The sequence below is a fragment of the Allokutzneria sp. A3M-2-11 16 genome, from assembly GCF_024213555.1.
Lineage (GTDB): Bacteria > Actinomycetota > Actinomycetes > Mycobacteriales > Pseudonocardiaceae > Allokutzneria.
In genome coordinates this window covers 274,035-294,924 of record NZ_JANAVO010000005.1, presented here as the reverse complement: position 1 = coordinate 294,924, position 20,890 = coordinate 274,035, and the positions used below count along the sequence as shown (strand labels likewise).

Annotated in this window: 20 protein-coding genes; 6 read left to right on the top strand and 14 right to left on the bottom strand. The window is 70.2% G+C overall.

Annotation, left to right across the window (positions count from 1 at the left end):
• Positions 1 to 12: 12 nt before the first annotated feature.
• The 6 genes from NLX83_RS27775 to NLX83_RS27750 are packed head-to-tail and all read right to left on the bottom strand — an operon-like array spanning position 13 to position 6,525.
• Positions 13 to 807, bottom strand: a complete 795-nt coding sequence (locus NLX83_RS27775; protein WP_254238132.1) for a polysaccharide lyase family protein — start codon at positions 805 to 807, stop codon at positions 13 to 15.
• Entirely contained in the window at positions 804 to 2,318 is a 1,515-nt protein-coding gene (locus tag NLX83_RS27770) for an alkaline phosphatase D family protein (RefSeq protein ID WP_254238131.1), read from the bottom strand. Before NLX83_RS27770 ends, NLX83_RS27775 begins: the two co-directional genes overlap by 4 nt.
• Positions 2,315 to 3,139, bottom strand: a complete 825-nt coding sequence (locus NLX83_RS27765) for a carbohydrate ABC transporter permease (RefSeq protein ID WP_254238130.1) — start codon at positions 3,137 to 3,139, stop codon at positions 2,315 to 2,317. Before NLX83_RS27765 ends, NLX83_RS27770 begins: the two co-directional genes overlap by 4 nt.
• Positions 3,136 to 4,008: a carbohydrate ABC transporter permease gene (locus NLX83_RS27760; protein ID WP_254238129.1), complete on the bottom strand. Its 873-nt coding sequence runs from the start codon at positions 4,006 to 4,008 to the stop codon at positions 3,136 to 3,138. The genes NLX83_RS27765 and NLX83_RS27760 overlap by 4 nt, the downstream gene beginning before the upstream one ends.
• Before the next feature lie 4 nt (positions 4,009 to 4,012).
• Positions 4,013 to 5,284: an ABC transporter substrate-binding protein gene (locus NLX83_RS27755; protein WP_254238128.1), complete on the bottom strand. Its 1,272-nt coding sequence runs from the start codon at positions 5,282 to 5,284 to the stop codon at positions 4,013 to 4,015.
• On the bottom strand, positions 5,281 to 6,525 hold the full coding sequence (locus NLX83_RS27750; protein WP_254238127.1) for a Gfo/Idh/MocA family protein: 1,245 nt from the start codon (positions 6,523 to 6,525) through the stop codon (positions 5,281 to 5,283). The genes NLX83_RS27755 and NLX83_RS27750 overlap by 4 nt, the downstream gene beginning before the upstream one ends.
• 100 nt (positions 6,526 to 6,625) lie before the next feature.
• On the opposite strand from NLX83_RS27750, the gene NLX83_RS27745 reads away from it, so the two are divergent.
• The 3 genes from NLX83_RS27745 (at position 6,626) to NLX83_RS27735 (ending at position 8,291) form a co-directional block, all read left to right on the top strand.
• Positions 6,626 to 7,765 (top strand): ROK family transcriptional regulator, encoded by a 1,140-nt coding sequence (locus NLX83_RS27745; protein ID WP_254238126.1) that lies wholly within the window; start codon positions 6,626 to 6,628, stop codon positions 7,763 to 7,765.
• Between the two features lie 119 nt (positions 7,766 to 7,884).
• On the top strand, positions 7,885 to 8,091 hold the full coding sequence (locus NLX83_RS27740; RefSeq protein WP_254238125.1) for a hypothetical protein: 207 nt from the start codon (positions 7,885 to 7,887) through the stop codon (positions 8,089 to 8,091).
• On the top strand, positions 8,088 to 8,291 hold the full coding sequence (locus NLX83_RS27735) for a hypothetical protein (RefSeq protein WP_254238124.1): 204 nt from the start codon (positions 8,088 to 8,090) through the stop codon (positions 8,289 to 8,291). The genes NLX83_RS27740 and NLX83_RS27735 overlap by 4 nt, the downstream gene beginning before the upstream one ends.
• Before the next feature lie 9 nt (positions 8,292 to 8,300).
• Here NLX83_RS27735 and NLX83_RS27730 read toward each other — a convergent pair whose 3' ends face one another.
• Complete coding sequence (locus NLX83_RS27730; RefSeq protein ID WP_254238123.1) at positions 8,301 to 8,906, bottom strand: TetR/AcrR family transcriptional regulator; 606 nt, start codon at positions 8,904 to 8,906, stop codon at positions 8,301 to 8,303.
• 58 nt (positions 8,907 to 8,964) lie between these two features.
• Between NLX83_RS27730 and NLX83_RS27725 the strand changes: the two genes are divergently transcribed.
• A complete protein-coding gene (locus NLX83_RS27725; protein WP_254238122.1) occupies positions 8,965 to 9,813 on the top strand; it encodes an alpha/beta fold hydrolase in 849 nt (282 codons plus the stop codon).
• Here the strand turns inward: NLX83_RS27725 and NLX83_RS27720 are convergent.
• Complete coding sequence (locus NLX83_RS27720; RefSeq protein ID WP_254238121.1) at positions 9,810 to 11,204, bottom strand: DUF6351 family protein; 1,395 nt, start codon at positions 11,202 to 11,204, stop codon at positions 9,810 to 9,812. The two genes, NLX83_RS27725 and NLX83_RS27720, sit on opposite strands and share 4 nt — an antisense overlap.
• A gap of 244 nt (positions 11,205 to 11,448) precedes the next feature.
• Here NLX83_RS27720 and NLX83_RS27715 point away from each other — a divergent pair, with 244 nt between their 5' ends.
• Positions 11,449 to 12,810 carry a serine hydrolase domain-containing protein gene (locus NLX83_RS27715; protein ID WP_254238120.1) on the top strand — a complete coding sequence of 454 codons (1,362 nt, stop codon included), beginning with the start codon at positions 11,449 to 11,451 and terminating at the stop codon, positions 12,808 to 12,810.
• Here the strand turns inward: NLX83_RS27715 and NLX83_RS27710 are convergent.
• The 4 genes from NLX83_RS27710 to NLX83_RS27695 all read right to left on the bottom strand — a co-directional run bounded on the left by NLX83_RS27710 (position 12,807) and on the right by NLX83_RS27695 (position 17,026).
• Positions 12,807 to 13,574, bottom strand: a complete 768-nt coding sequence (locus NLX83_RS27710; protein ID WP_254238119.1) for a trypsin-like serine protease — start codon at positions 13,572 to 13,574, stop codon at positions 12,807 to 12,809. The two genes, NLX83_RS27715 and NLX83_RS27710, sit on opposite strands and share 4 nt — an antisense overlap.
• Positions 13,575 to 13,639: 65 nt before the next feature.
• The gene (locus NLX83_RS27705; RefSeq protein ID WP_254238118.1) at positions 13,640 to 15,112 is read right to left on the bottom strand and encodes a hypothetical protein; all 1,473 of its coding nucleotides are present in this window, start codon (positions 15,110 to 15,112) and stop codon (positions 13,640 to 13,642) included.
• Positions 15,109 to 15,633 carry a SigE family RNA polymerase sigma factor gene (locus tag NLX83_RS27700; protein ID WP_254238117.1) on the bottom strand — a complete coding sequence of 175 codons (525 nt, stop codon included), beginning with the start codon at positions 15,631 to 15,633 and terminating at the stop codon, positions 15,109 to 15,111. Before NLX83_RS27700 ends, NLX83_RS27705 begins: the two co-directional genes overlap by 4 nt.
• Positions 15,634 to 15,712: 79 nt before the next feature.
• The gene (locus NLX83_RS27695; protein WP_254238116.1) at positions 15,713 to 17,026 is read right to left on the bottom strand and encodes a glycosyltransferase 87 family protein; all 1,314 of its coding nucleotides are present in this window, start codon (positions 17,024 to 17,026) and stop codon (positions 15,713 to 15,715) included.
• Positions 17,027 to 17,079: 53 nt separating this feature from the next.
• Between NLX83_RS27695 and NLX83_RS27690 the strand changes: the two genes are divergently transcribed.
• Complete coding sequence (locus NLX83_RS27690; RefSeq protein ID WP_254238115.1) at positions 17,080 to 17,634, top strand: TetR/AcrR family transcriptional regulator; 555 nt, start codon at positions 17,080 to 17,082, stop codon at positions 17,632 to 17,634.
• 324 nt (positions 17,635 to 17,958) lie between these two features.
• Here the strand turns inward: NLX83_RS27690 and NLX83_RS27685 are convergent, their stop codons facing one another.
• Both NLX83_RS27685 and NLX83_RS27680 read right to left on the bottom strand, forming a co-directional pair.
• Entirely contained in the window at positions 17,959 to 18,336 is a 378-nt protein-coding gene (locus NLX83_RS27685) for a hypothetical protein (RefSeq protein ID WP_254238114.1), read from the bottom strand.
• Positions 18,337 to 18,406: 70 nt separating this feature from the next.
• A complete protein-coding gene (locus tag NLX83_RS27680) occupies positions 18,407 to 20,836 on the bottom strand; it encodes a tetratricopeptide repeat protein (protein WP_254238113.1) in 2,430 nt (809 codons plus the stop codon).
• Between the last annotated feature and the right edge of the window lie 54 nt (positions 20,837 to 20,890).

Sequence of the window (20,890 nt, the reverse complement as noted above, 5' to 3'; positions counted from 1 at the left end):
TTGAAGACGTGCCTACCTGGGTTCGAACACGCCGACAGCGTCGTAGGCGTGCCACGAGCCGCTCGCCTTGCCCAGGGCGATCACGTTCTCGCCGACGCGGAGCGTGTTCCAAGGGAGTGGCATTTCCACAATGGACGGACGGAGGAGCGGGCCCTCGCCGACCGTGGAGCCCTTGGTGGCGCCCTTGTCCAGTGCCACGTCGGCCACGGAGGACCCGTTGCAGGACAACGACAACCGGCCCGGGTCCGTGGCGTGCGAGTCGATCAGCCACACGGCCAGCACGAGTTTGCGGACCGAGGGCAGGGGAAACCGGAACCGGAAGGTGTGCGCCTTGCTGCCAGCCCACTTGTCCGCCGGACCGGGGTGCAGGTAGGGCCAGTCGGCACTGGGGGAGCTGACCCCGAACGCGTAGTCGGGGCCGTCGGGGAACCGCGTCGCGTACTGCTGGTAGCCGCTGGGGGCGAGCGCCAGTTCCAGGCTCTTGCGGTCGTAGTTCCCGATCACCGCGACCGGGCTGCCGGACACCGTGACCGAGGTCAGCGAGGACGCGCGCAGCACCGGGCTGGGCCAGCTGCGGTTGCCCGCCGCGTCGACGGTGACGACGCGGTAGTACCAGGTCCGCCCGCGCGCCCCGATGTTGTCGTGCCGCAGTCGCGTGTAGACGGTCTTGCCGATCAGTTCTCCTTGTGCGAAGGGAGAATCCGAGGCGTAGACGGCGAAGTGGTCGACTAACGGGTGGTAGGAGTCGGCCTCCCAGGTCAGGTCGATCCACCCGATTCCGGGCGCGGCCGAGAGTCGCCGGATCACAGTGCCTCCAAACCGGGACGCCCGGCGGTCGTGACGAAGCGGGCGGCGGTGGAGACCGGGGCCCGGTCGTCGCGCCGGATGTAGTCGACGACCTTGTACTCGGAGGTCAGCCGCTCGGGGGTCATCGTGCAGTGCAGGTATCCGCGCCGACCGTCGTAGAACTTCACGTGCGGATTGCTCAGCCACAGATCGGTGTAGTTGTCCCGCGGAGCGCCGTCCCCGTCCGAGCCGATGGAACCGGCCACGAGCTCGGTTCCGATGGTCGCGGACCTGGGGTCGTTGAAGTCGGCCTTGAGGTCGGCGGCGACGTGGCGGTGGATGTCCCCGGTCAGCACGACCAGGTTGGGTGTGCGGAGGGCCAGCAGCCGTTCCCGCTCGGCCCGGAAGCCGTCCCACTGGTCATCGCTGAACGTCTGGCCGGGGCCCGTGTCGCGGTCGATCTGCGCCATGACGACCTGCTGCGCCAACACGTTCCACGTCGCGGAGGAAGAACGCAGTCCGTCGTGGAGCCACTTTTCCTGCCGTGCGCCGAGGATGCTCTTCTCCGGCACGCGGTACTGGCGGGTGTCCAGCACGGTGAAGTCCGCCAGCCGTCCCCAGTGCAGTCGCCGATAGAGCGTCATTTCCGGGCCGCGTGGCAAGGATGTCCGTCGCAGCGGCATGTTCTCGTAGTAGGCCCGATACGCGACCGCGCGCCGACGTTCGAAGTCCTCCGGCGTGACGCCCTGCCCGGCGTGGTCGTAGTTGTTCTGCACCTCGTGATCGTCCCAAGTGGACACCCACGGAGCCTTCGCGTGCACGGCCTGGAGGTGCGGGTCGGACTTGAAGAGCGCGTACCGCAACCGGTACTGCTCAAGCGTGCGGACCTCGGCGTCGTGCACCTTGTCGAGCTGGACGCCCTCGCGCCACAGGTTCACCGAGTTGATGGCGTACTCGTAGATGTAGTCGCCCACAAAGAAAACGAGGTCCAGATCCTCGGTCGCCATGTGCCGGTACGCCGTGAAATGCCCGTGGTACCAAGCCTGGCAGGACGCCACCGCGAACGACAGCTTCCCGGCTTGGTCTCGGTGAGCCGGAGCGGTCCGCGTCCGGCCGACCGGGCTGATCGAACGGCCCGCGCGGAAGCGGTAGAAGTACTCCCGCCCAGGGCGAAGCCCGTTCACCTCGGGGTGCACGGAATGCGCGAGGTCGGGGGAGGCGACCGCGTGACCGCGCCGGACCACGCGCGAGAACCGCGGGTCTTCGGCGACTTCGTAGTGCACGTCGAAGGGGCGGCGCGGCATGCCCCCGTGCCCGTCCGCGGCGAGCGGCTCCGGGGCCAGGCGCGTCCACAGGACGAAGCCGTCCGGTTCGGGATCACCTGATGCGACACCGAGTGTGAAGGGATCGGCGGGAACGTCCTCGCCGCCGGGGGTGAACGCGTGGGCGGGGGCGCCGGTGCCGAGCACGACGGCGGCCGCGCTGACCCCGGCCAGGCCGAGGAACGTTCTCCTGCTGGGTAAGTCGGTCATTTGACACCACCTGAGGTCAGGCCGGAAATGATCCAACGCTGGAAGAGCAGCACCGCGATGACCAGCGGTACGGTCACGATGACGCCTGCGGCCATCTGCGTCCCGAATGGACTGTCGTAGCCCGCGAAGCCTGCGAACTGGGAGATCCGGACGGTCGCGGTCTGCATCTCCGGCTTGCTCACCATGCTGAGCGCGATGACGAACTCGTTCCACGCCACCACGAACACGATGATCGTGGTGGTGAAGACGCCGGGAAGCGCGATCGGCAGGATCACCTTGCGGAACGCCTGCCCGCGGGTGCAACCGTCCACTGTGGCCGCTTCCTCCAGCTCGACCGGGAGCTGGCGGAAGAACGTGGTCAGGTTCCACACCGCCAGCGGCAGCGCGAAGGACATGCTCGGCACGATCATCGCCTGGTAGCTGTCGATCCAGCCAATCTCGGAGAACAGCTTCAGTAGCGGCACGACCAGCGAGATCCCCGGGAACATCGAGGTGGCGATCACCAGCGCCAGCACCAGGTTCTTGAACCGGAAGTCCAGCCGCGCCAGCGCGTACCCGGCGAGGGTGCCCAGCAGCACGGTGCACGCGGTCGTCACGCCCGCGACCACCAGGCTGTTGAGCAGCGCGCGGGTGAACTGGTTCTGCCCGCTGAACACCGCCTGGTAGTTCTCCAGCGACCACGGGGACGGCAGCACGGACATGTCGAAGATGTCGCTGGTGCGCCGGAAACTCGACACCACCATCCAGTAGAACGGCGCGAGGCAGTACAGGATGATGACGCCGATCCCGAGCAAGGGCGCCAGCCGACGAACAGCGGTCATGCCGAAGCCCCCTTCTTCCGCTTGTCTCCCAACAAATCCGCGCCGAGCATCTTCACGAACACGAACGCGATGACCACGACGTAGAGGAACAGGATCACCGAGTACGCCGCCGCCGGGCCGTACCGGACCTGGTTGGCCTCGCTCCACGCCAGCATCGACAGCGTCTCCACCGAGCCCTTCTGCGGGCCCACGAGCACGAACGGCAGGTCGAACATGCGCAGCGCGTCGAGCAGCCGGAACAGGACCGCGACCAGCAGGGCGGGCTTGACCAGCGGAAGCGTGACGCGCCACAGCCTCTGCCAGGCACCTGCCCCGTCCAGGCGCGCCGCCTCGTTCACCTCGTTCGGGATCAGTTGCAGACCGGCGAGCACGAGCAGTCCGACGAACGGCGCGGTCTTCCACGTGTCGGCGATGATCACCGCGATCTTGGCGGCCCAGCGGTCGGAGGTCCACAGCAGATCCGTCGCCAGCACCTCGTTCGCCACGCCGTCGGACTGGAAGATCCAGCGCCACAACAGACCCGAGACCGCGGTGGGGATCGCCCACGGCACCAGGATCGACGCGCGCACGAGCCCGCGACCCCTGATCACCTTGTGCATCACCAATGCCATGGCGGTGCCGACGACGACCTCGATGGCCACCGTGGTGAAGGTGAAGAAGGACGTGTTGCCGAACGCCGTCCAGAACCGCGATCCGAGCGCCTCGGTGTAGTTGTCCAGGCCCACGAACCGGTCGCCGGACACCATGAACCCGTCCGCGTCCAGCGCGTCACCGCCGCGGTACAACGACTCCCGGAACGCGGCGAGCAGTGGGTATCCGACCACCAGCCCGAGCACGAGCAGGGTCGGCGACAACAGCAGCGCGGCCATCCGGTCAGGTCCCCTGGGCGATCTCGCTCAGCTGCCGCTGCAACGTGGACAGCGCCTGCTCGGCCGAGGTCTTCCCGCCGAGCACCGCGTACACCTGCTCCTGGATCGCCGAGGACGCGTCGCCGTAGCGGACCAGGGTCGGCCGCGGGCGGGCGTTGGAGATCGCCTCCTGGAGCACGGGCAGGTACGGGTACTTCGCCCGCAGCTCGGGGTCCTGGTAGACCGCCGTCCGCGTCATCGGGTACGCCGAGCCCTTCGCGTGCGCGCGCTGGGTGTCCAAACTGGTCATGTACTTGATGAACTCCCGCGCCGTGGCCTGCTTCTTGGAGAACGCTGACACGGCGAGGTTGTTACCGCCCAAAGTGGACACTCCGGGGCCGGACGCGCCGGGGACCACCGTGACCGCGAACTTGCCCGGCACCGAGGAGGAGCCGTCCGTGGCGTTCATCAGCGGGTGGATGTAGGCCCAGTTGCGGTGGAAGAGGACCTTGCCCTGCTGGAAAGCCCGGCGGCCTTCCTCCTCCTTGTAGGTGATCGCGTCGGACGGCACGGTGCCATCGCGGAAACCCGTTGCCAGGAAGTCGAGTCCGGCCTTGGCCGAGGGCGTGTCCAGCTTCGGTTTCCCCGAGTCGTCGGTGACCTCCCCGCCCGCGGACCCGACAGCCTCGGAGAAGTTGACCGTGAGTCCCTCGTACTTGTCGTACTGCCCGGCGTAGCAGGAGATCCCCGCTGCCTCGGGCAGCGCGAGCACCTTGGCGCAGGCAGCCTTCATCTCGGCCCAGGTCTTCGGCGGCGTGACACCGGCCCTGCCCAGCAGATCGGTGCGGTAGTAGAGCATCCCGGCGCCGGTGAAGTGCGGGATGCTGTACAGCTTGCCCCGGTAGTCCGATCCCTTCAGCGGCGCGGCGAAGAACCCGTCCAGGTCGAACTGCTCGCGGGGCAGCTCGGTGACCCAGCGCCGCGCCGCGAACTCGGCGTTCCACGGCAGGTCGATGGTGATCACGTCGTAGGTGTCGGACTTGGTCTGCGCCTGCTGGATCAGCTGCTGGCGCTGGCCGTCCGCGCCCTCCGGCAGGTCGATGATCCGCACGGTCTGGTCGGGGTGCTTGGCGTTCCACGCCTCCACCAGTTTCGGCACCGTGCCCGTGCCGTCCTTCAACGTGGCGAACGTGATCGGGCCGCGCCCGTCGTTGCCGCCGGAGCCTTCCGGGGCCGACGTGCCGCAGCCGGTGACCACGAGGGCCGCCGCGATTCCCATTGCCAGAGCGCGTTTCATCGTGCTCCCTCCAGGTTGACGACGGTGCCGGTCCGGCGCGCCCGCTCCGCGGCCCACACCAGCCGGTGCGATTCCAGGCTGTCCCTGCCGTTGGTCAAGATGAGGCTCCGGTCGCCGGTGCGGACCGCCTCGATGAAGGCGTCGACGAGCCCCTGGTCCCCGCCGCCGTGCCCGTCGTCCGCGGTCGCCCCGCCCGCGGGCATGGGCCGCACGGTCTCCGGGCCGGTGCGGAAGTCGTGGACGGTGATGCTTTCGCCGTCGCCGTCCAACGAGCCCCTGGTGCCGAAGACGCGGGTCTTGCGGTGGCTGACGGGCGCGAACGCCGTCATGGTGAACGATGCCGTGACACCGCCGGTGTACTCGATGTCGACCACCTGGTGATCGACCACGTCGTTGTCGCACGCGTACACGCACCGGCCGTAAGGCCCGTCGCGCAAGGCGTTGCGGACACCTTCCTCCGTGCGATCCGTTGTGACGACGGACAACGGCCAGACGCGGTCCGGCTCGTTGAGGAACGGCAGGTAGATCCGCGGCGCGGAGTACGGGCAGTCCGGTTCGACCGAGCAGTCCAGGCACCGGTTCGCCGCGCCCGCGGGCTTGCGCTCGGGCCGGAACTCGTACAGCCCGCCGAAGGAGGAGACCCGCACGGCCTGGCGCCCGATGACGTGCGCGAGCCAGTCCAGGTCGTGGCAGGACTTGGCCATGAGCATGAACGTCGACTCGTCCTCGCGGCGCCAGTTGCCGCGCACGTAGGAGTGCGCGTGGTGCCACCAGCCGACCGGTTCGAGGTGCTCGACGCTGACGACGTCGCCGATCCGTCCACTGTCGACGATCGACTTCAGCAGCCGGGTGTAGGGCGTGTAGCGCAGCACGTGGCAGACCGCGAGCAGCACCCCGGCCTCCTCGGTGGCCCGCACGATCGCCTCGCAGGCCGCCTCGGTGGTGGCCATCGGCTTCTCCAGCAGCAGGTGGTAGCCGCGCCGGGCCAGCTCGATGGCGGGCTCCATGTGCTCCTGGTCCTGGGTGGCGATGACGGCCACATCGGCCAGGCGCGGCCGGGCGAGCAGCTCGCGCCAGTCGTCGAAGACGGCCTCCGGCGGCACCTCGTGCTCGTCGACCAGCGCCTTCTGCGCGGCGGGCCGGGGTTCGGCCACCGCGACGACGCGTGCCTTCCCGGTCGCGGTGGCGCGGGCCGCGTACATCGCGCCCCGGCTCCCCGCGCCGACGATCGCCACGGTCACCACGCGGTCATCACCTCCCGCAGGGGTTATTAATGGAACTTCCTTTAAATAATCGGCCATGGTCTACCATTCGCTCCGTGCGGTGGTCAAGGAAAAGTGGATGAGCGGGAGCCCCTCGCTGCTGCGGGTGATCAACTCGGTCGCGGTGCTCTCGGCCCTGCGCGCGGCCAGCCCGGCGACCCTGGCCGACCTCGCCGCGGGCACCGGCCTGTCCCGGCCGACCGTCGAGGCCGCCATCGAGGACCTGATCGAGCAGGGCTGGGCCGCCGAGCTCGCCGCCGAGCCCGGCAGGCGGGTCGGGCGGCCCGCCCGCCGGTACCACTTCCGCGCGGACAGCGGGTACGTGCTGGGCTTCGACGTCGGCAGGCACCGGGTGATCGGCGTGCTCGCCGACCTCAACGGCGAGCAGGTCCACAGCCACGAGACCCAGGTCGACCCGCAGCTCGACGCCGACAAGCGGATCGCCGTCGTGCGCTCCGTCGCCACGAAGTGCCTCACCCGCGGCAGGATCGACCGCTCGCTGCTGATGGCCGCCGGGGTCAGCGTCCCCGGCATCGTCGCCCCGGACGGCACAGTCACCCTGTCCACCGTCCTGCCTGGCTGGAACGGCATCCAGCTCTCTCGAAGGCTGGAGAAATCGTTCTCTTGCAAGGTTTTCGTCGACAACGACGCGAACGCCGCCGCGCTCGCCGAACGCTGGCACGGCGTCGCCAAGGACGTCTCCGACCTGATCTACCTGCTGGTCGGGCGGCGCATGGGCGCCGGGCTGATCCTGGGCGGGCGGGTGCACCGCGGTTTCGGCGGCGCGGCGGGGGAGATCGGCCTGCTGGATCCGCAGAAGTGGGAGCTGCGCCGGGAGAAGCTGCTCGGCCCGGCCACCCAGGAGTCCATCGCCGACCGCGATCACCAGTTCACCGAACAGATCATCGGCGACGCCCGCGCCGGCGCCCCTGATGCCGTGCGGATCATCGACGACTTCTGCGAAGTGCTGGCGCAGCACGCGGCCGCGATGACGCTGACCATCGACCCGGAGCTGATCGTCGTCGGCGGCGGCCTCGGCAGCGCGGCCGACCTCCTGCTGCCCCGGATCAAACGGCACATGGACAGCGCCTGCATCCGCACGCCCGAGCTCGCCGCGTCCGGAGTCGGGCAAGAAGCCGTCGTCCTCGGCGCGGTCCGGCTGGCGCTCAACGCCGCCGACGAGGCCCTTCGTCAGCGAGCGGGGACGTCCGTGCGCTGAGCCCCGCCCGATAGCATTTTGATCATGCGGATCATCTACGCGGCACCGGAGATCGCGGTCCCGGTGGGCGGCGTCCGACGCCGGGCTACGGGTTCCCGTTCTTCGGCTACGACGGGCCGATGCTGAGCGGTGCGGAGATCGACGTGTCCGCCGACGACCTGCTGGTGCTGCCCGAGCCGGTCGGCCTGGTGCCCAATTCGGTGGACACGTCGTCGTTCCGGCCCAGTGACCGTCGCGAGTGGACGGTCGCACTGATGCCGCGCAGGCGTCAGCAGGAGACATCGCTGCTGAAATGCTGCTGGGAAACGATTCCAGGGTTGAAGTGATCCGCGTGCTCGGCGCCCCCGATAAGCGGGTGCGGGCCAAGTCGCGGGCGTGGGTCCAGGGACACCACAGTTTCGAGGTCACCAAGACGGCGGTGGTGAAGGCCGTCGAGGCGGCTCTCGCGCGCCCTGGCACCGCGGCGAGGGCCACCCATCCCCAGGCGGCGATGAAGGCGTTCGCGGCGAAGATCCGCCCGGTGTGACGGCGGAGGTCAGCGCACGACGAGCGCCCGCATCAGGACGCCGACGATCTGCATGATCTCCTCCCGCGCGGCGGCCCGGTCCTGAGCGGCCTCCACGTACAGCGCCGCCTCGTCGGCGATGGCGAGCAGGACGTGCGACAGGGCTTTGACCGGCAGCGGCGGCAGGAGGCCGTCCGCCGCGGCCTGCGTGAGCACGGCCTGGATCAGCCCCAGGATGTGGGGCTGGCAGATGGCCCGCCACCGCGTCCAGCCGAGCACGGACGGGCCGTCGATCAGCACGATCCGCTGCACCTCGGGGTTCTCGCAGGCGTCGAGCCACGCGACCAGGGCGCTGGTCATGACGGCGACGAGGTCGGCGTCGGCGCCGGAGGGCATCGCGGCGACGAGGCGCTGGGTGACCGCGCCCTCGATGTCCGCCAGGACCTCGGCGAACAGTTCGGTCTTGTCGCCGAACTGGTGGTAGAGCGCGCCCCGGCTGACCCCGGCCTCGCGGACCAGGGTCTCGGTGCCGACGCCCGCGAAGCCGTGCTCGGCGAAGAGCTTGCGGCCCGCCGCGATCAGGGCCGCGCGGGTCGCCGCCGTCCGGTCCGCTTGTGTCCGCCGTGAGACTTTCATACACTCCGTCCGTAAGTTGCGTGCACCCTGTATGTAACTTTATCGGCGAAGGAGTCGCATGCCGACGATCGATCTTCCCGGGGGCGCCGTCGCGTACCGCGCCGCGGGGCCCGAGCGGTCCACCGCCCCGCCCGTGGTGTTCGTGCACCCGTTCCTGACCAACGGCGCGGTCTGGACCGGTGTCGCCGACCTCCTCGCGGAGCGGGGCGTCCGCTCGTACGCGCCGGACTGGCCGCTGGGCGCCCACCGCACACCCATGGACGCCGACGCCGACCAGTCGCCGCGTGGCGTCGCCCGCCGGATCGTGCTGTTCCTCGAAGCCCTGGGGCTGGAGGACGTCGTGCTGGTCGGCAACGACACCGGCGGGGCGCTCGCCCAGTTCGTCCTCGACACCGACGTGAGCCGGGTCGGACGCGTGGTGCTGGTGAACTGCGACGCCTTCGACACCTTCCCGCCCTTCCCGTTCAACGTCATCTTCCGGCTCCTGCGGGGTCGGCGGCGGTTGGGGGCCGGTCTGCTGCCGATGCGCGGCCGGGTGTTCCGCCACTCGCCGCTGGGATTCGGGCTGCTCGCGAACAAGCTGGACGCCGACCTGACCCGGTCGTGGATCGAGCCCGCGCTCACCGATCCGGGCATCCGCGATGATGCCGTTCGTTTCCTGCACGCCGTCGATCCGCGCGAGCTGCTGGACGTGTCCACCCGATTGAAGGACTACCAGGGGCAGGTCCGGATCGTGTGGGGCATGGCCGACCGCGCGTTCAAGCCCGCACTGGGCCGACGCCTCCAGCAAGCCTTCCGCGACGCGGAGTTCGTCGAGGTGCCCGGCGCGAGGACCCTCGTCGAGCTCGACGCGCCCCAGGTCCTGGCGGAGCAGATCGCCGATCTCGCGACGGCGACGCGCTCCTAGGGGGCGATGCCCACGCCGGGCAGGAAACGCAGAACCCACTCCCGCGCGGCGGACAGGGCGGGCCAGTGCTTGCCGCCTGGGCGTGGGTACACCCTCGACGCGTAGTCGGCGGGAACGTAAGCGGGGTCGAAGAAACAGCCAGTGCGGTAGGTGGCGTCGAACAACGCGCAGGCATTCGCGACGGAGACAGCGGTCGGCTTGCGACCCGTGCGCACCCACTGCGCCAACTCGGAGATCGCCGTGGCGTACTCGGAGTTGCTGAGGCCGCTGTGCTCGCTTTCCCTCGTGAATGTCTGCACGAGCTTGCCCGCGGTCCCCGCACCCTGGCGGCTCGCGCGGTAGGCGCTCTCGTGCTGGACGAAAGCGGTCGGGTCGTCGATCGCGTGCAGGGTGAGCGTCGGGACCGACACGGCGCCCGTCGGATCGCTGTCGAAGGACAGATCCCTTGCGGCGGAAGGGTTTGCGGAAAACCGTTCGACACCGGCGTTGAGCGCCGCGTCATCGTGCGAGCCGGTGTAGCGGATGGTCCGGTTGTCGAACGGGTTCCGGCCGCCGAGCCGGTTGTGCACGATGTCCCGGAACGTGAACGTGGCGAAACGCAGGTGCGATTCGAGCGCGCGCTCCGGAATCCTTGTCACAGCGAGGATGTCGCTGAGGTTGCGCTGTTGCACGGCGGTGCGCTCACGCGGCGGCGACGCGAAGCCGGTGCACTCCTGGAGCCGTGCGCGCAGGCCTGCTGAAGTCAGCGTGGAATCCTTGCGCAGCCCCATCCACAGTGGATACTGCGGCTCGGTGGGGCGAGGGTGGTTCGCGCAGTAGTACTGGTAGACCACGCGGAGATCCACCCGGTAGTCGTAGCCGCGCGAACCCCCGGCGAGCACGCCGTTGGTGAGCAGCACGCCGTCGTAGCCGCCGTAGATCTCGGCGACCTTCGCGGCCACGTTGCCGCCCCAGGACTGGCCGTGCACGAACGTCGTCCGAGGCCGACCAAACGCGGAGACGAAGAGCTTCCTCAGGTTCTCGGTGTCCTCGGCGGCCATCCGCGTGCCGTACCCACCGCGGCGGTAGGCCGAGCCGGCCCAGGCGTAGCCCTCGCGCACCATGACGGCCCAGCGCCCGAGGTCGTCGACACTGCGCTCCGGATCGGAGGTCGCCGTGAGATCGGGGCCGCCGTGCGCATGCATGACCAGCGACCCGTTCCACTTCTCCGGAACAGCGATCGCGTAGTAAGCGCCGTTGGAACCCTTGCCCGTGTAGCACTTCGCCGCGACCGTGATCTGCACCGGACACGCCGCGACGGCCGGTCGTTCGCTCGCGCTCGCGGGCACCGCCGCCGTGCTCAGCGCGGTCATCACCACCGCGCCCACGGCCGCGCTCCGCCATCGCCCCACGCCCACCCTCCCGCCGCTTTTCCCGTTTCGTACTCTTAGCGGGAATGGGAGCGCTCTCATCCACGGTAATGAGTACGAAACGGGGAATTTCGGACCACCCCGGCCCACCGATGGGGGAGCGCGGGTCAAGCTGTGCCTGGGACAGCATAGTCGTGCCGCTGAGTCGGTTTCACCTGCTGACACCGTGCGGGAGATCGGACCGTGGTCCGATGTCGGGCGGCCTGGGTTCGCCGAGACTTCGAGCGTGCTGAGTTCACTCCTGTCCGCGTTGATCGTCTCCGCTGCCGTGGTCACCCCGGTCCCGGAGGTGCCCGCGGCCGTCGATGCCGTTGTCCGGCAACACCAAGAGAACGCTGTCGTGCCGGGCGTCGCGGTGGCCGTCACCCGTGGCTCCTCGGTGCTGCGCATCGCCGGGTACGGCCGCACGCCAACGGGGGAGGCGGTTTCCGATCGCACGAGCATGGCCGTGGCATCGGTGAGCAAGTCCATGACCGCGCGGGCCGTGACGAAGCTCGTGGAGAGCGGACGCGTCCGGCTCGACGAGCCGGTGGTGGCCCACCTGCCGGAGTTCACGATGGCCGACCCCCGCGCCGCCGCGATCACGGTGCGGCAGCTGCTCGACCAGACCTCGGGCATGTCGGACACGACCTTCGGGTCCTACAGCGGGCCCGAGGTGCGCACCCTGCGGGAGGCCGTCGCCGCGATGCGCGACTCGGTGCTCGCCGCGGCGCCCGGCGCCGAGTGGGAGTACCACAACCCGAACTTCCAGGTGGCCGCTCGCCTCGTCGAGGTCGTCAGCGGCATGCCCTTCAGCGATTACCTGTCCCGCAACGTTTTCGAGCCGGTGGGCATGAAGGACAGCCGCTCCATCAACACCGCCGACGAGTTACCGCAGAGCGCACGGGGGCACGTGAAGGTCCTCGGCCTGCCGGTCGCGTTGCCGGAACCCCCAGCTTTCGGCAACGGTTCCGGGGGAGTGCTCAGCACGGCGCGGGACATGGCGTCCTGGTTGATCGCCGAGCGCGAGCGGACCCCGGCGGCGTCGGGTTCGTACGCGCTCGGCTGGTTCTTCGGCACCACGAAGTCCGGGCAGCCGCTGGTCCACCACGGCGGCGACCTGATGACATCGACCGCCTACCAAGCGATTCTGCCCGCGTCGGGCCATGGCATCGCAGTCATGGCGAACACCGGAACCCAGTACCGCGACGCTCAAGAGATCGGCGAGCAGCTGATCGCCGTGCTCGAAGGCAGGCAGACAGCGCCGCCGAACGGCCCGCCTGTCTTGAGCGACGCGGTGCTGCTCCTGCTCGCCGTGCCCATCGCGGCACTCGCGGTCCGCGGTGTCATCCGGGCGCGGGAAAGGCGGCGTTCATGGCTGTGGTCGTTCCCGCTCCTGCTGCCGCTCCTGCTCGTCGCCCTGGTGCACCGCGTCGTCGGTTTCCTCTACGGGGGCCGCGACGTCGCGTGGCTGCAAGTGGTCTACCTCTACCCGACGTTCATGATCACGCTCGTGGTGACGGCGTCGGGGTGCGTGGCCGTGCTCGGCGCCCGGCTCGTCGCGGCGGTGCGGCGCGCCCGGGGGGAGGACGCGCCGCACAGGCATTAGGGGGCGACCGGGGTGAACCCGGCGCCTGCCTCCCCGCGCTTGTTCATGTCGGCGAGGATGGCGGTCATGGAGGTGCTCAGCCCGGCGGCCCACTGGTTGCCGATGAGCTTGTTGTTCAGCACCACCGGGGAGCCGGAGTCGCCCGGCCCCTCCCAGATGGTGTGGCCGAAGTAGGGACCGCTGGTGCTCACCATGAAACCGCAGGTGAGCCCGGTGGTCTGGCCCTGCTTGCACATCCTGGTGCCGGGCGTGGGCGGGGTGCCGATCCCGTCGATGGTGAGGCCGCCGACGGTCGCGGTCGGGACGACCTTGGCCCTGTCGAACCTGATCACCGAGTAGTCCAGCCCGGGGTTGGCGGGGCTGCCGACCGGGTTGCTGAGGCTCACGTGCACGACCTCGCCGATCACGCCCGTCTCCAGGTCGGTCTCGGAGGTCTTGGCGGGCTGCGCCGCCGTGCCAGCGGGGGTCTTGTTGTAGTAGATCTTGTCGCCGAGCACCGGCTTGTTGTCGTCGCCGTAGAAGCAGTGCGCGTTGGTCAGGCCGACGAGGTCACCGGCCTTGTCGTGGCCGATGGTCGTCATCGTGCACCAGGTCGCGCCCCGCGCCGGAACGGGCTTGCCCTTGCCGAAGACGATGCCGGAGCCGCCACCGATCCGCACCGTCGTGGGCTGCTCGGGTGTGGCGACGGCGGAGGAGGTGGAGGCGCCCGCCACCAGTGCCACCACGGCGGCTCCGGTGAGGGCGGTCGCTCTCAGTCGAGTCATGTTCAGCGACCGTAGGCACGGCCGCTGAAATGTGAATGAAACCAACTCTTCTAAGTCGCCTCTGGTCAGGTGCCCAGGGTGACGTTGGTCGACGGGATGCCCGGCGCGGTCACGTTGACCATCTCGGCGTCGGCGGGGAGGAGGGCGGCGTCGCCGGGCAGGTCGGTCCAGACGCCGGTGGTCGACCGCCACTTCAGCTTCGCGCCCTGGCGCGCCACGATCCACCCCTGGCCATCGGGCATCCGGATGTTGACCGGCAGGACGGGATCCCGTTCCGCCGGTGCTCCGTGGATCACCTGGTCGACCACGTCCCCCCGCCACAGGACGGCGTAGGTGTGGACGCTGTTGTTGATCGGCTCCTCACCGACGATGACCGTGCGCCCGTCCGGCAGAACCGCCGTGACGTGCCAGCCACCCGCCAGCCCGGGGGTGACCCCCTGGAGCGTGGACGGGCTCTCCCCTTGGCGTCCGGCCGGGGCCATGGGGATCAGCGTCAACTCACCCGGTCTGGCCCGCGCCGCGCCACGGAACGCGGGGTCGCTGTAGCCCATCCGATCGAGCACGTCGTTGAAGCGGCGCAGGCGCTCGGCGAACTCCAGCCGGGGTCCGCCGAGGTGGCCCTGCAGGTTCAGCCACCCGAAGTAGCCGACATTGCCGTGGCCGGTCACCATTCCCCGGGAGCGCGCTGTCGAGAACGGCCGCACGCGATCCTCCGGCGGGACCGTCGCACCCGGCTGGGCTTGTGTGCGCTTGGCGAACGCCGGATCGTTCTGGGGCTGTGGCCGCGGCTCGGCGGGCGGGATGACGACGGTCGCCACCCCGTCCCGATAGCTCAGCGCGTGCCAGTCCCGTGTGACCTTGCCATCGGCCTGCACCTCGGCACGGCGGGAGTAGTAGCGCGCCCCGCTCTCCTGGAGCGCGACCACCGTGTTGTCGTCCGGGCCGAACAGGAAGACCTCCTCTTCGCTGTTCGCCGCCCCCTTGAGCGTCACCCCCAGCAGGTGGACGCCCTTGCCGGTGGAGTCGGTGCCGATCAGGCCCACCGCGGTGAACTCACCCCGTGCGATGTGGGCGAAGCAGGAGTCCGTCGTGCGGATCGCCTGCATGACCACGGAGGCGGGTCCGGCGCCCGTTCGTCCGGACCAGTACACGTGCGGTTCGCCGAGCGCGTCCCAGCAACCGGCGGGCGCGTTGGAGAGGAGGCGGTCGAGCAGGGCCTTGAGCTCGCGGTTCCACAGGATGCGGGACTGGCTCAGGAGCTCGGCGTCCCCGGCGAGATCGCCCCCGGTCGGCCTGCCCAGCCGCGGGTCGCTCGCCGGGGTGACGTTCTCCGAGTCGGCCAGCCAGACGGGCACGCTGGAGACCAGGCCGCCGACCATCGCGGTGATCGCGAGCGCGGTGCCGACCATGGCGGCGCGGACCCGCTTCCGTCGCTGTTTCCCCTTGCGCAGAGCGGCTTCCGCGAAGCCCAGTGGAGTGTCCACATCGGACACCGCGGCGTGCAGCACCCGCCCGAGGGCGTCGCTCTCGGTGTTCATCGCGGTTCCTCCACGCGGTCGCCGGTCAGGTCGATCAGGCCGCGCAGCTTGGTCAGCCCGCGCGAGGTCTGGCTCTTGACCGTGCCCGTCGAGCACCCGAGCACGTTGGCGGTCTGCTCCTCGGAGTAGTCCTCGAAGAACCGCAGCACGATCACCGCGCGCATCCGGGGCGGCAGCTGGGCCAGCGCGCGCATCGCCACGTCCCTGGCGGCCAGCTGGTCCTCGTGGCCGCCCTCGGCGGAGGGGTGCTCGCTCATCAGGGCGTCGTCCCACTGGGCCTCGGCCACGCGCCGCGACCGGCGCCGCCACCGGTGCTTGGCGGCGTTGAACAGCGCGGTGCGCACGTAGGGCTCGGGATCGCCGACGATGCGGCTCCACCGGCAGTACACGCGGGCCAGCACGTCCTGGACCAGGTCCTCCGCCGCCGCCCGGTCCCCGGCGCAGAGCAGCCGGGCGGTTCTGAGCAACGCCGAGGATCGCTCGCGGACGAACTCCACGAACCCGTCGTCAACCGTTGCCATCGCCACCTCGTGCCCGCGAACTCGCGCCGTCCCCGGCGCCGACCTCAAGGAGACAGGCAGGGGGACCACCAAGACCCGTTCATCGGCGGTTGTCATCGTCCCTCCCCAGACCGGCCTGTGCCCTCTCACCTGTTCGGATCCCGCGGTCACCGGAAAGGTTGTCAACCTCCCGCGACCAGTTCCGGACGAGGAGCACCACGAGCGAGATCACGGCGGTGAGGAAGAACGCGTTCCCCCAGGGCCACTGCGCCGCGGTCCAGGTCAGCTCGACCTTCCCGCCGCCGGGAACGAACCGGTGGGGGCCGACGAAGAGCACCACGGTGGCCACACCGGGCGCGAGCAGGCTCCACCGCGGCCGACGCAGCAGCGCGACGGCCACGGCCGTGGCGAGGACCGACGCCCAGACCCAGTGGTTGCTCCACGACACCGGCGAGCACAGCAGCCCGGCGGCGGCCACCACGAGCAGCGCGGGGACCTCGCTCCGCACGCGCCGCAGGATCAGCCAGGTCACCACGAGCGTGATCAGGACCCCGGCCACCCAGAACGGGAAGACCTGCCCGTTGACCAGGCCGAAGCGGCCGAGCACACCGCGGATGGACTGGTTGGTGACGAACTCCGGTCCGCCGATCCGATCGGTGTTGAACAGCGTCGAGAACCAGTACTGGGCGGAGTCCCGCGCCGTGGCGAGGAACCCGATCACCACGGAGCCCGCGAGGGTCGCGATCGCGGTCAGCGCGGGACGCACGCGCCCGGAGGCGAGGAAGTACAGCACGAAGATCGCCGGGGTGAGTTTGATCCCGGCGGCGATGCCCACCAACAGCCCGCGCGGCCACGGCGTGCGGGGGAGCAGGCAGTCGGCGACCACCATGGCCAGCAGGAGCGTGTTGACCTGGCCGAGCCCGATCGTGGCCAGCACCGGCTCCGACAGCACCGACAGCGCGGCCACCGCGAAGCCGAGCCCGCCCGCGCTCGCCCGGGGCAGCCCGCACCGCCGCGCGACGATCACGCAGGCCGCCGCGAGCGCCAGCGCGGTCGCCGCGGTCATCACGTAGCCCATCGCCTTCAGCGACAACGGCGTCAGCACGCTGAACAGCACGGCCGCGAACGGCGGATAGGTGAAGGGCAGCTGGTGCACCAGCGGACGGGGCGGGAAGTCCTCGTCGTACAGGCGCTGGCCGGTCATCCAGGCCTCGGCGCCCGCGCGGTAGACGTCGAGGTCGACGAGCATCTTCCCGGTCACCTGCCACAGGGCGAGGGCGAGCACGACCACGACGCCCGCCACCAGCACGACGGGGCGCCGCAGGTGTGCTTCAACAGTGTTCACGCCCAGGAAAAGCCCGCCGGGACGCGCCGCGTTGCACGCGGAACCGATGTGGTGGAACTTCCGAACCATGGCAACGCGGTGCCTCGTCCCGGGGTCCACGCGCGTGCTATTTGCTCCACCAAGTGGTTGGTGGAGCAAATGCGGGAGGCGCGGGTGCCGGGCAGGCCATCGTCGCCGCCGCGTTCGCGCAGATCGCGAAGAAGGGCCTGGAAGGGCTGCGGCAGCGGCAGGTCGCGACGACGGTCGGGCTGGACCACTCGACGCTGCACCACTACTTCCCGACCAAGGAGGACCTGGTCGCCAGCGTGGTCGAGCACACCACCGCCCAGCTGTGGCCGACCGTGCGGGCCGAGGGGAGCACGGCCGACCAGGTCCGCCGTCACCTGCGGCTGATGGCCCGCGCGCTGCGGGAGCGATCAGAGCTGTTCGTCGTGCTGTGCGAGCTGAACCTGCGGGCGCTGCGCGATCCCGCCATCCGCGTGATCCTCGACCGGAGCGATCAGGCGTGGCGCGAGGCCCTGCGCGAGCGGCTCGCCCGGGGCGCCTGGCCGGGCGGGGACCCCGCGGCGGGAGCGGACCTGGTCATCGCCGCGATCAAGGGCTCCGTCTTCGCCCCGGAGGCCGCCGCCGACGCGCTCGGCCAGCTCGAACGACTCCTCGAAAACCCTACTGCGTAAGGAGTTCCATGTCCGGCAAGGGTTTGCTGGCGGTGGCCCGCCTCGGGCTCGCCACCGCCTTGCTGGCCGCCACCAAGGCCCTCACGACGAAGCAGGCCTAAAACCCATCCCGCGCTGAGGTCGCCAAATAACCCGTTTCGTACTCTTGTCGGGATTTGGGAGCGCTCTCTTCCCCGTTATGAGTACGAAACGGGAGATCTCTAGGTTGCGTGCGCCTCGCGTTGGGTGTGAGGGCGGTTGGGGCGCATGGGCACAGTTTACGTGGTGTGTGGGTGGGCGGATGACTCGGCGGGGCAAGGGGTGCCCCGCCGAGTGGGGGCTTCGTCAGCCGTTGTGGCGGTGGTAGGGGGTGCAGATGAAGCGCGGGCCGCCGACGGGGCTGCCCGCGCACACGCTGTAGCTGTCCGGGTAGGTGGAGTAGGACGAGGTGTTCAGCGACGCCCGGTTGGTCTGCGCGATGATCGTCTCGCGGATGGTGTAGTTGCGGTCCATGCGGACCATCTCGCCCTTCCGGATGTTCACGGCTTCCCCGTGCAGCGCCCGGGTGCGCTTGTTGAGCCACAGCCGCGCCGTCACGCCGTCCTTGCTGGCCTGCTTGAGCAGGAGGTACGTGTCGCCCGCGACCGCGGTCGACGCGCCGCCGACCATCATCGCGGTGACGGCGGAGGCGGCGAGTGCGGCAGTGGTGAACTTCTTCAGCATGGCCTTCTGAGCGCGCGGCGCCGAGAACGGTTCCCCACCACCTGGTCACCTGATCCAGGGACAGCCGCTCCTAGCTGCTGATCAGCGCGCCGACTCGTTGGGCGTCGGGCAGGCCGAGCTCGCGGAACAGCGCCAAGGCCTCGCGCCAAGACGAGTCGGCCTGAGCGGTGTTGCCCTCGGCGTGGTGGGCGCGTCCCAGGCCGTCCAGCGCGTGCGCCTCCTCGTAGCGATCGCCGGTGATCCGCGCGGCGGTCAGCGCGGCGTCGTAGGCCGCGCGCGCACTGGCTCCGTCGCCCGCGGCGAAGTGCGTTTCGCCGATGTAGCGCAGCACTTCGGTCTCCACGCCGACCGCGTCCACCTCGCGCGCCTTGGTCAGCGCCCGGTCGTAGTGGTCGAAAGCCTCGGCGTGGCGCCCGGTCAGGCGGTACACCTCGCCGAGGTTGCCGAGCGCGGCGGCGATGCTGCCCGGATCACCGAGTTCCTCGTGGATGGCAAGGGCCGCAAGACAATCCCGCATCGCCTGCTCGTGCTCGCCGAGGCGACCGCGGGCGAAACCGATGTTCGTGCGCAACGCGGCCTCCCCGTGCCGGAACGCGAGTTCCCGGGCGAGGGGGAGTGCGGCGCTGTAGCACTCCACGGCGTCCGCGTAGCGGCCGAGCCGCTCGTAGAGGATTCCCAGGTGGTTCAGCGCACCGGCCTCGTCGTAGCGGTCACCGGCCTCGCGGCAGATGACGATCGCGTGCCGCAACAGCTCCTGTGCCTCACGCAGCCGACCGAGTCGCGTGTGCGCCATCCCCATGTGGTGCAAGGCGGTGCCTTCCGCCCGCCGATCACCGATGAGCCTGCTGGCGTCGAGCGCGTGCCCGTGGATGGCCATCGCGTCGCCGTGCCCGTGGCTGTCGACGAGTCGGCGCCGCAGCACCGCGGCGAGGCGGAGGGTGTGCTGCGGCCACCCGCGCCGCGCGCTGAACGCGACCGCCGCGAGGAGGTTCTGCCACTCGGCGTCCATCCAGGACTTGGCTTCGGCGGAGGTGCGCAGCGGTGGCACGGCCACGTCGACGAGCCAGTCAGGTTCGATCTTGGCGCCCGGCGGGTGGAGCACCTCCATCGCCTTGGCGCCCGCGGTGACGTAGTAGTCGAGCAGCCGCGTGATGGCGGTCCGGCGCGCTGACTCCGCGAGCGTGGCCTCGGCCTGCTCGCCCGCGTACTCGCGCAGCAGGTCGTGCATGCCGAATCGGCTCTCCGTGGACCGCGCGAGCAGGTAGGCGTGTGCCAGCTCGTCGAGTGCCTGTGCGGCGGCCTCGACGTCCACGCCGATCAGCGCCGCGGCAGCGAACGAGTCGATGTCCCGCGCGGGGTGCAGGCCCAGCAAACGGAACGCCTCACCGGTCTGCGGCTCAAGGCTCCGCTCGGACCAGGAGAACACCGCGCGGACCGATCCGTCCGGCTCGCCGACGTCCAGCTGGTGCAGGCCCCCGGTCAGTTCCTCCACCAGTTCGGTCAGCGAGCGCTGTCGTCGGGTGGATGCCAGCGCGGCCACGATGCGCAGCGCGAGCGGCAACCCGGCGCAGCGTTCGGCAAGGGCCACAACGGCGTCCTGCGCCGGTGCTTGCCTGCCGATCAGGTGCAGCCGCAACAGGTCCACGCCATCCCGCCGCACGAGCGGGGCGAGGCTGATCGGGTGCGCGCCCGGCCGCATCTGCAACGCGGGCAGGTCGGATCGGCTCGTCACCAGGACGAAGCAGCTGCGGCTGCCCGGCAGCAACGGCCGGACCTGAGCGGCGTCGCGCGCGTTGTCGATCACCACGAGCACCCGCCGCCCCGCCAGCGCACTCCGGAACCTGGCCGCCCGCTCATCGCTGTCGGCCGGGATGTCGGCATCCGCGAGGCCGAGTCCGCGCAGGAAACCCGCGAGCACCTCGGTGGGATCGCGTGGGTCGTACGGCGCGTAGCCGAGCAGGTCGGCGTACAGGCAGCCGTCGCTGAACTCCTCCGCCACCCGGTGGCCCCAATGCACCGCCAGCGCGGTCTTGCCGACACCGGCGGGCCCGGAGATCACGGAGAGGCCGGTGCCGTTCGACAACACGCGGTCGAGCGCGACGATCTCGGCCGAGCGACCGGTCAACGGGCCCGGATCGGCAGGTAGTTCCCGAGGAACCGGGTGCTGGCGTGAGGTCTGCGCGGCACTCGCGGTCGGTTCGGTCGCGGCCCGTCTGCGTTGCAGCGCGTCGCGGGCGGTCACCAGGCGGCGGTGCTCCTGGGCGGGCAGGCCCAGCGCGCACAACAGGTCGTCGAGCACGTGGCTCGGCGGCAGGGTCGTTCCGGCCAGGTACGCGTAGAGGGTGCTCTGCGAGACCTCAAGGCGCTTCGCGAGCGCGGCCACCTTGATCCGACGGTTCGGTCCGTGCCGAAGCCAGGACTTGAGCTCACGGCCCAGATCGGTGGAGGTGACGACGGGGGCGGACGCCGACGGGCGGTCGGCGGCATCCGGAACGAGCACGTGAAAGTCCCCCTCGCCCACGGAAATTCCAGACTTTCCAGAGTTTACCCATCG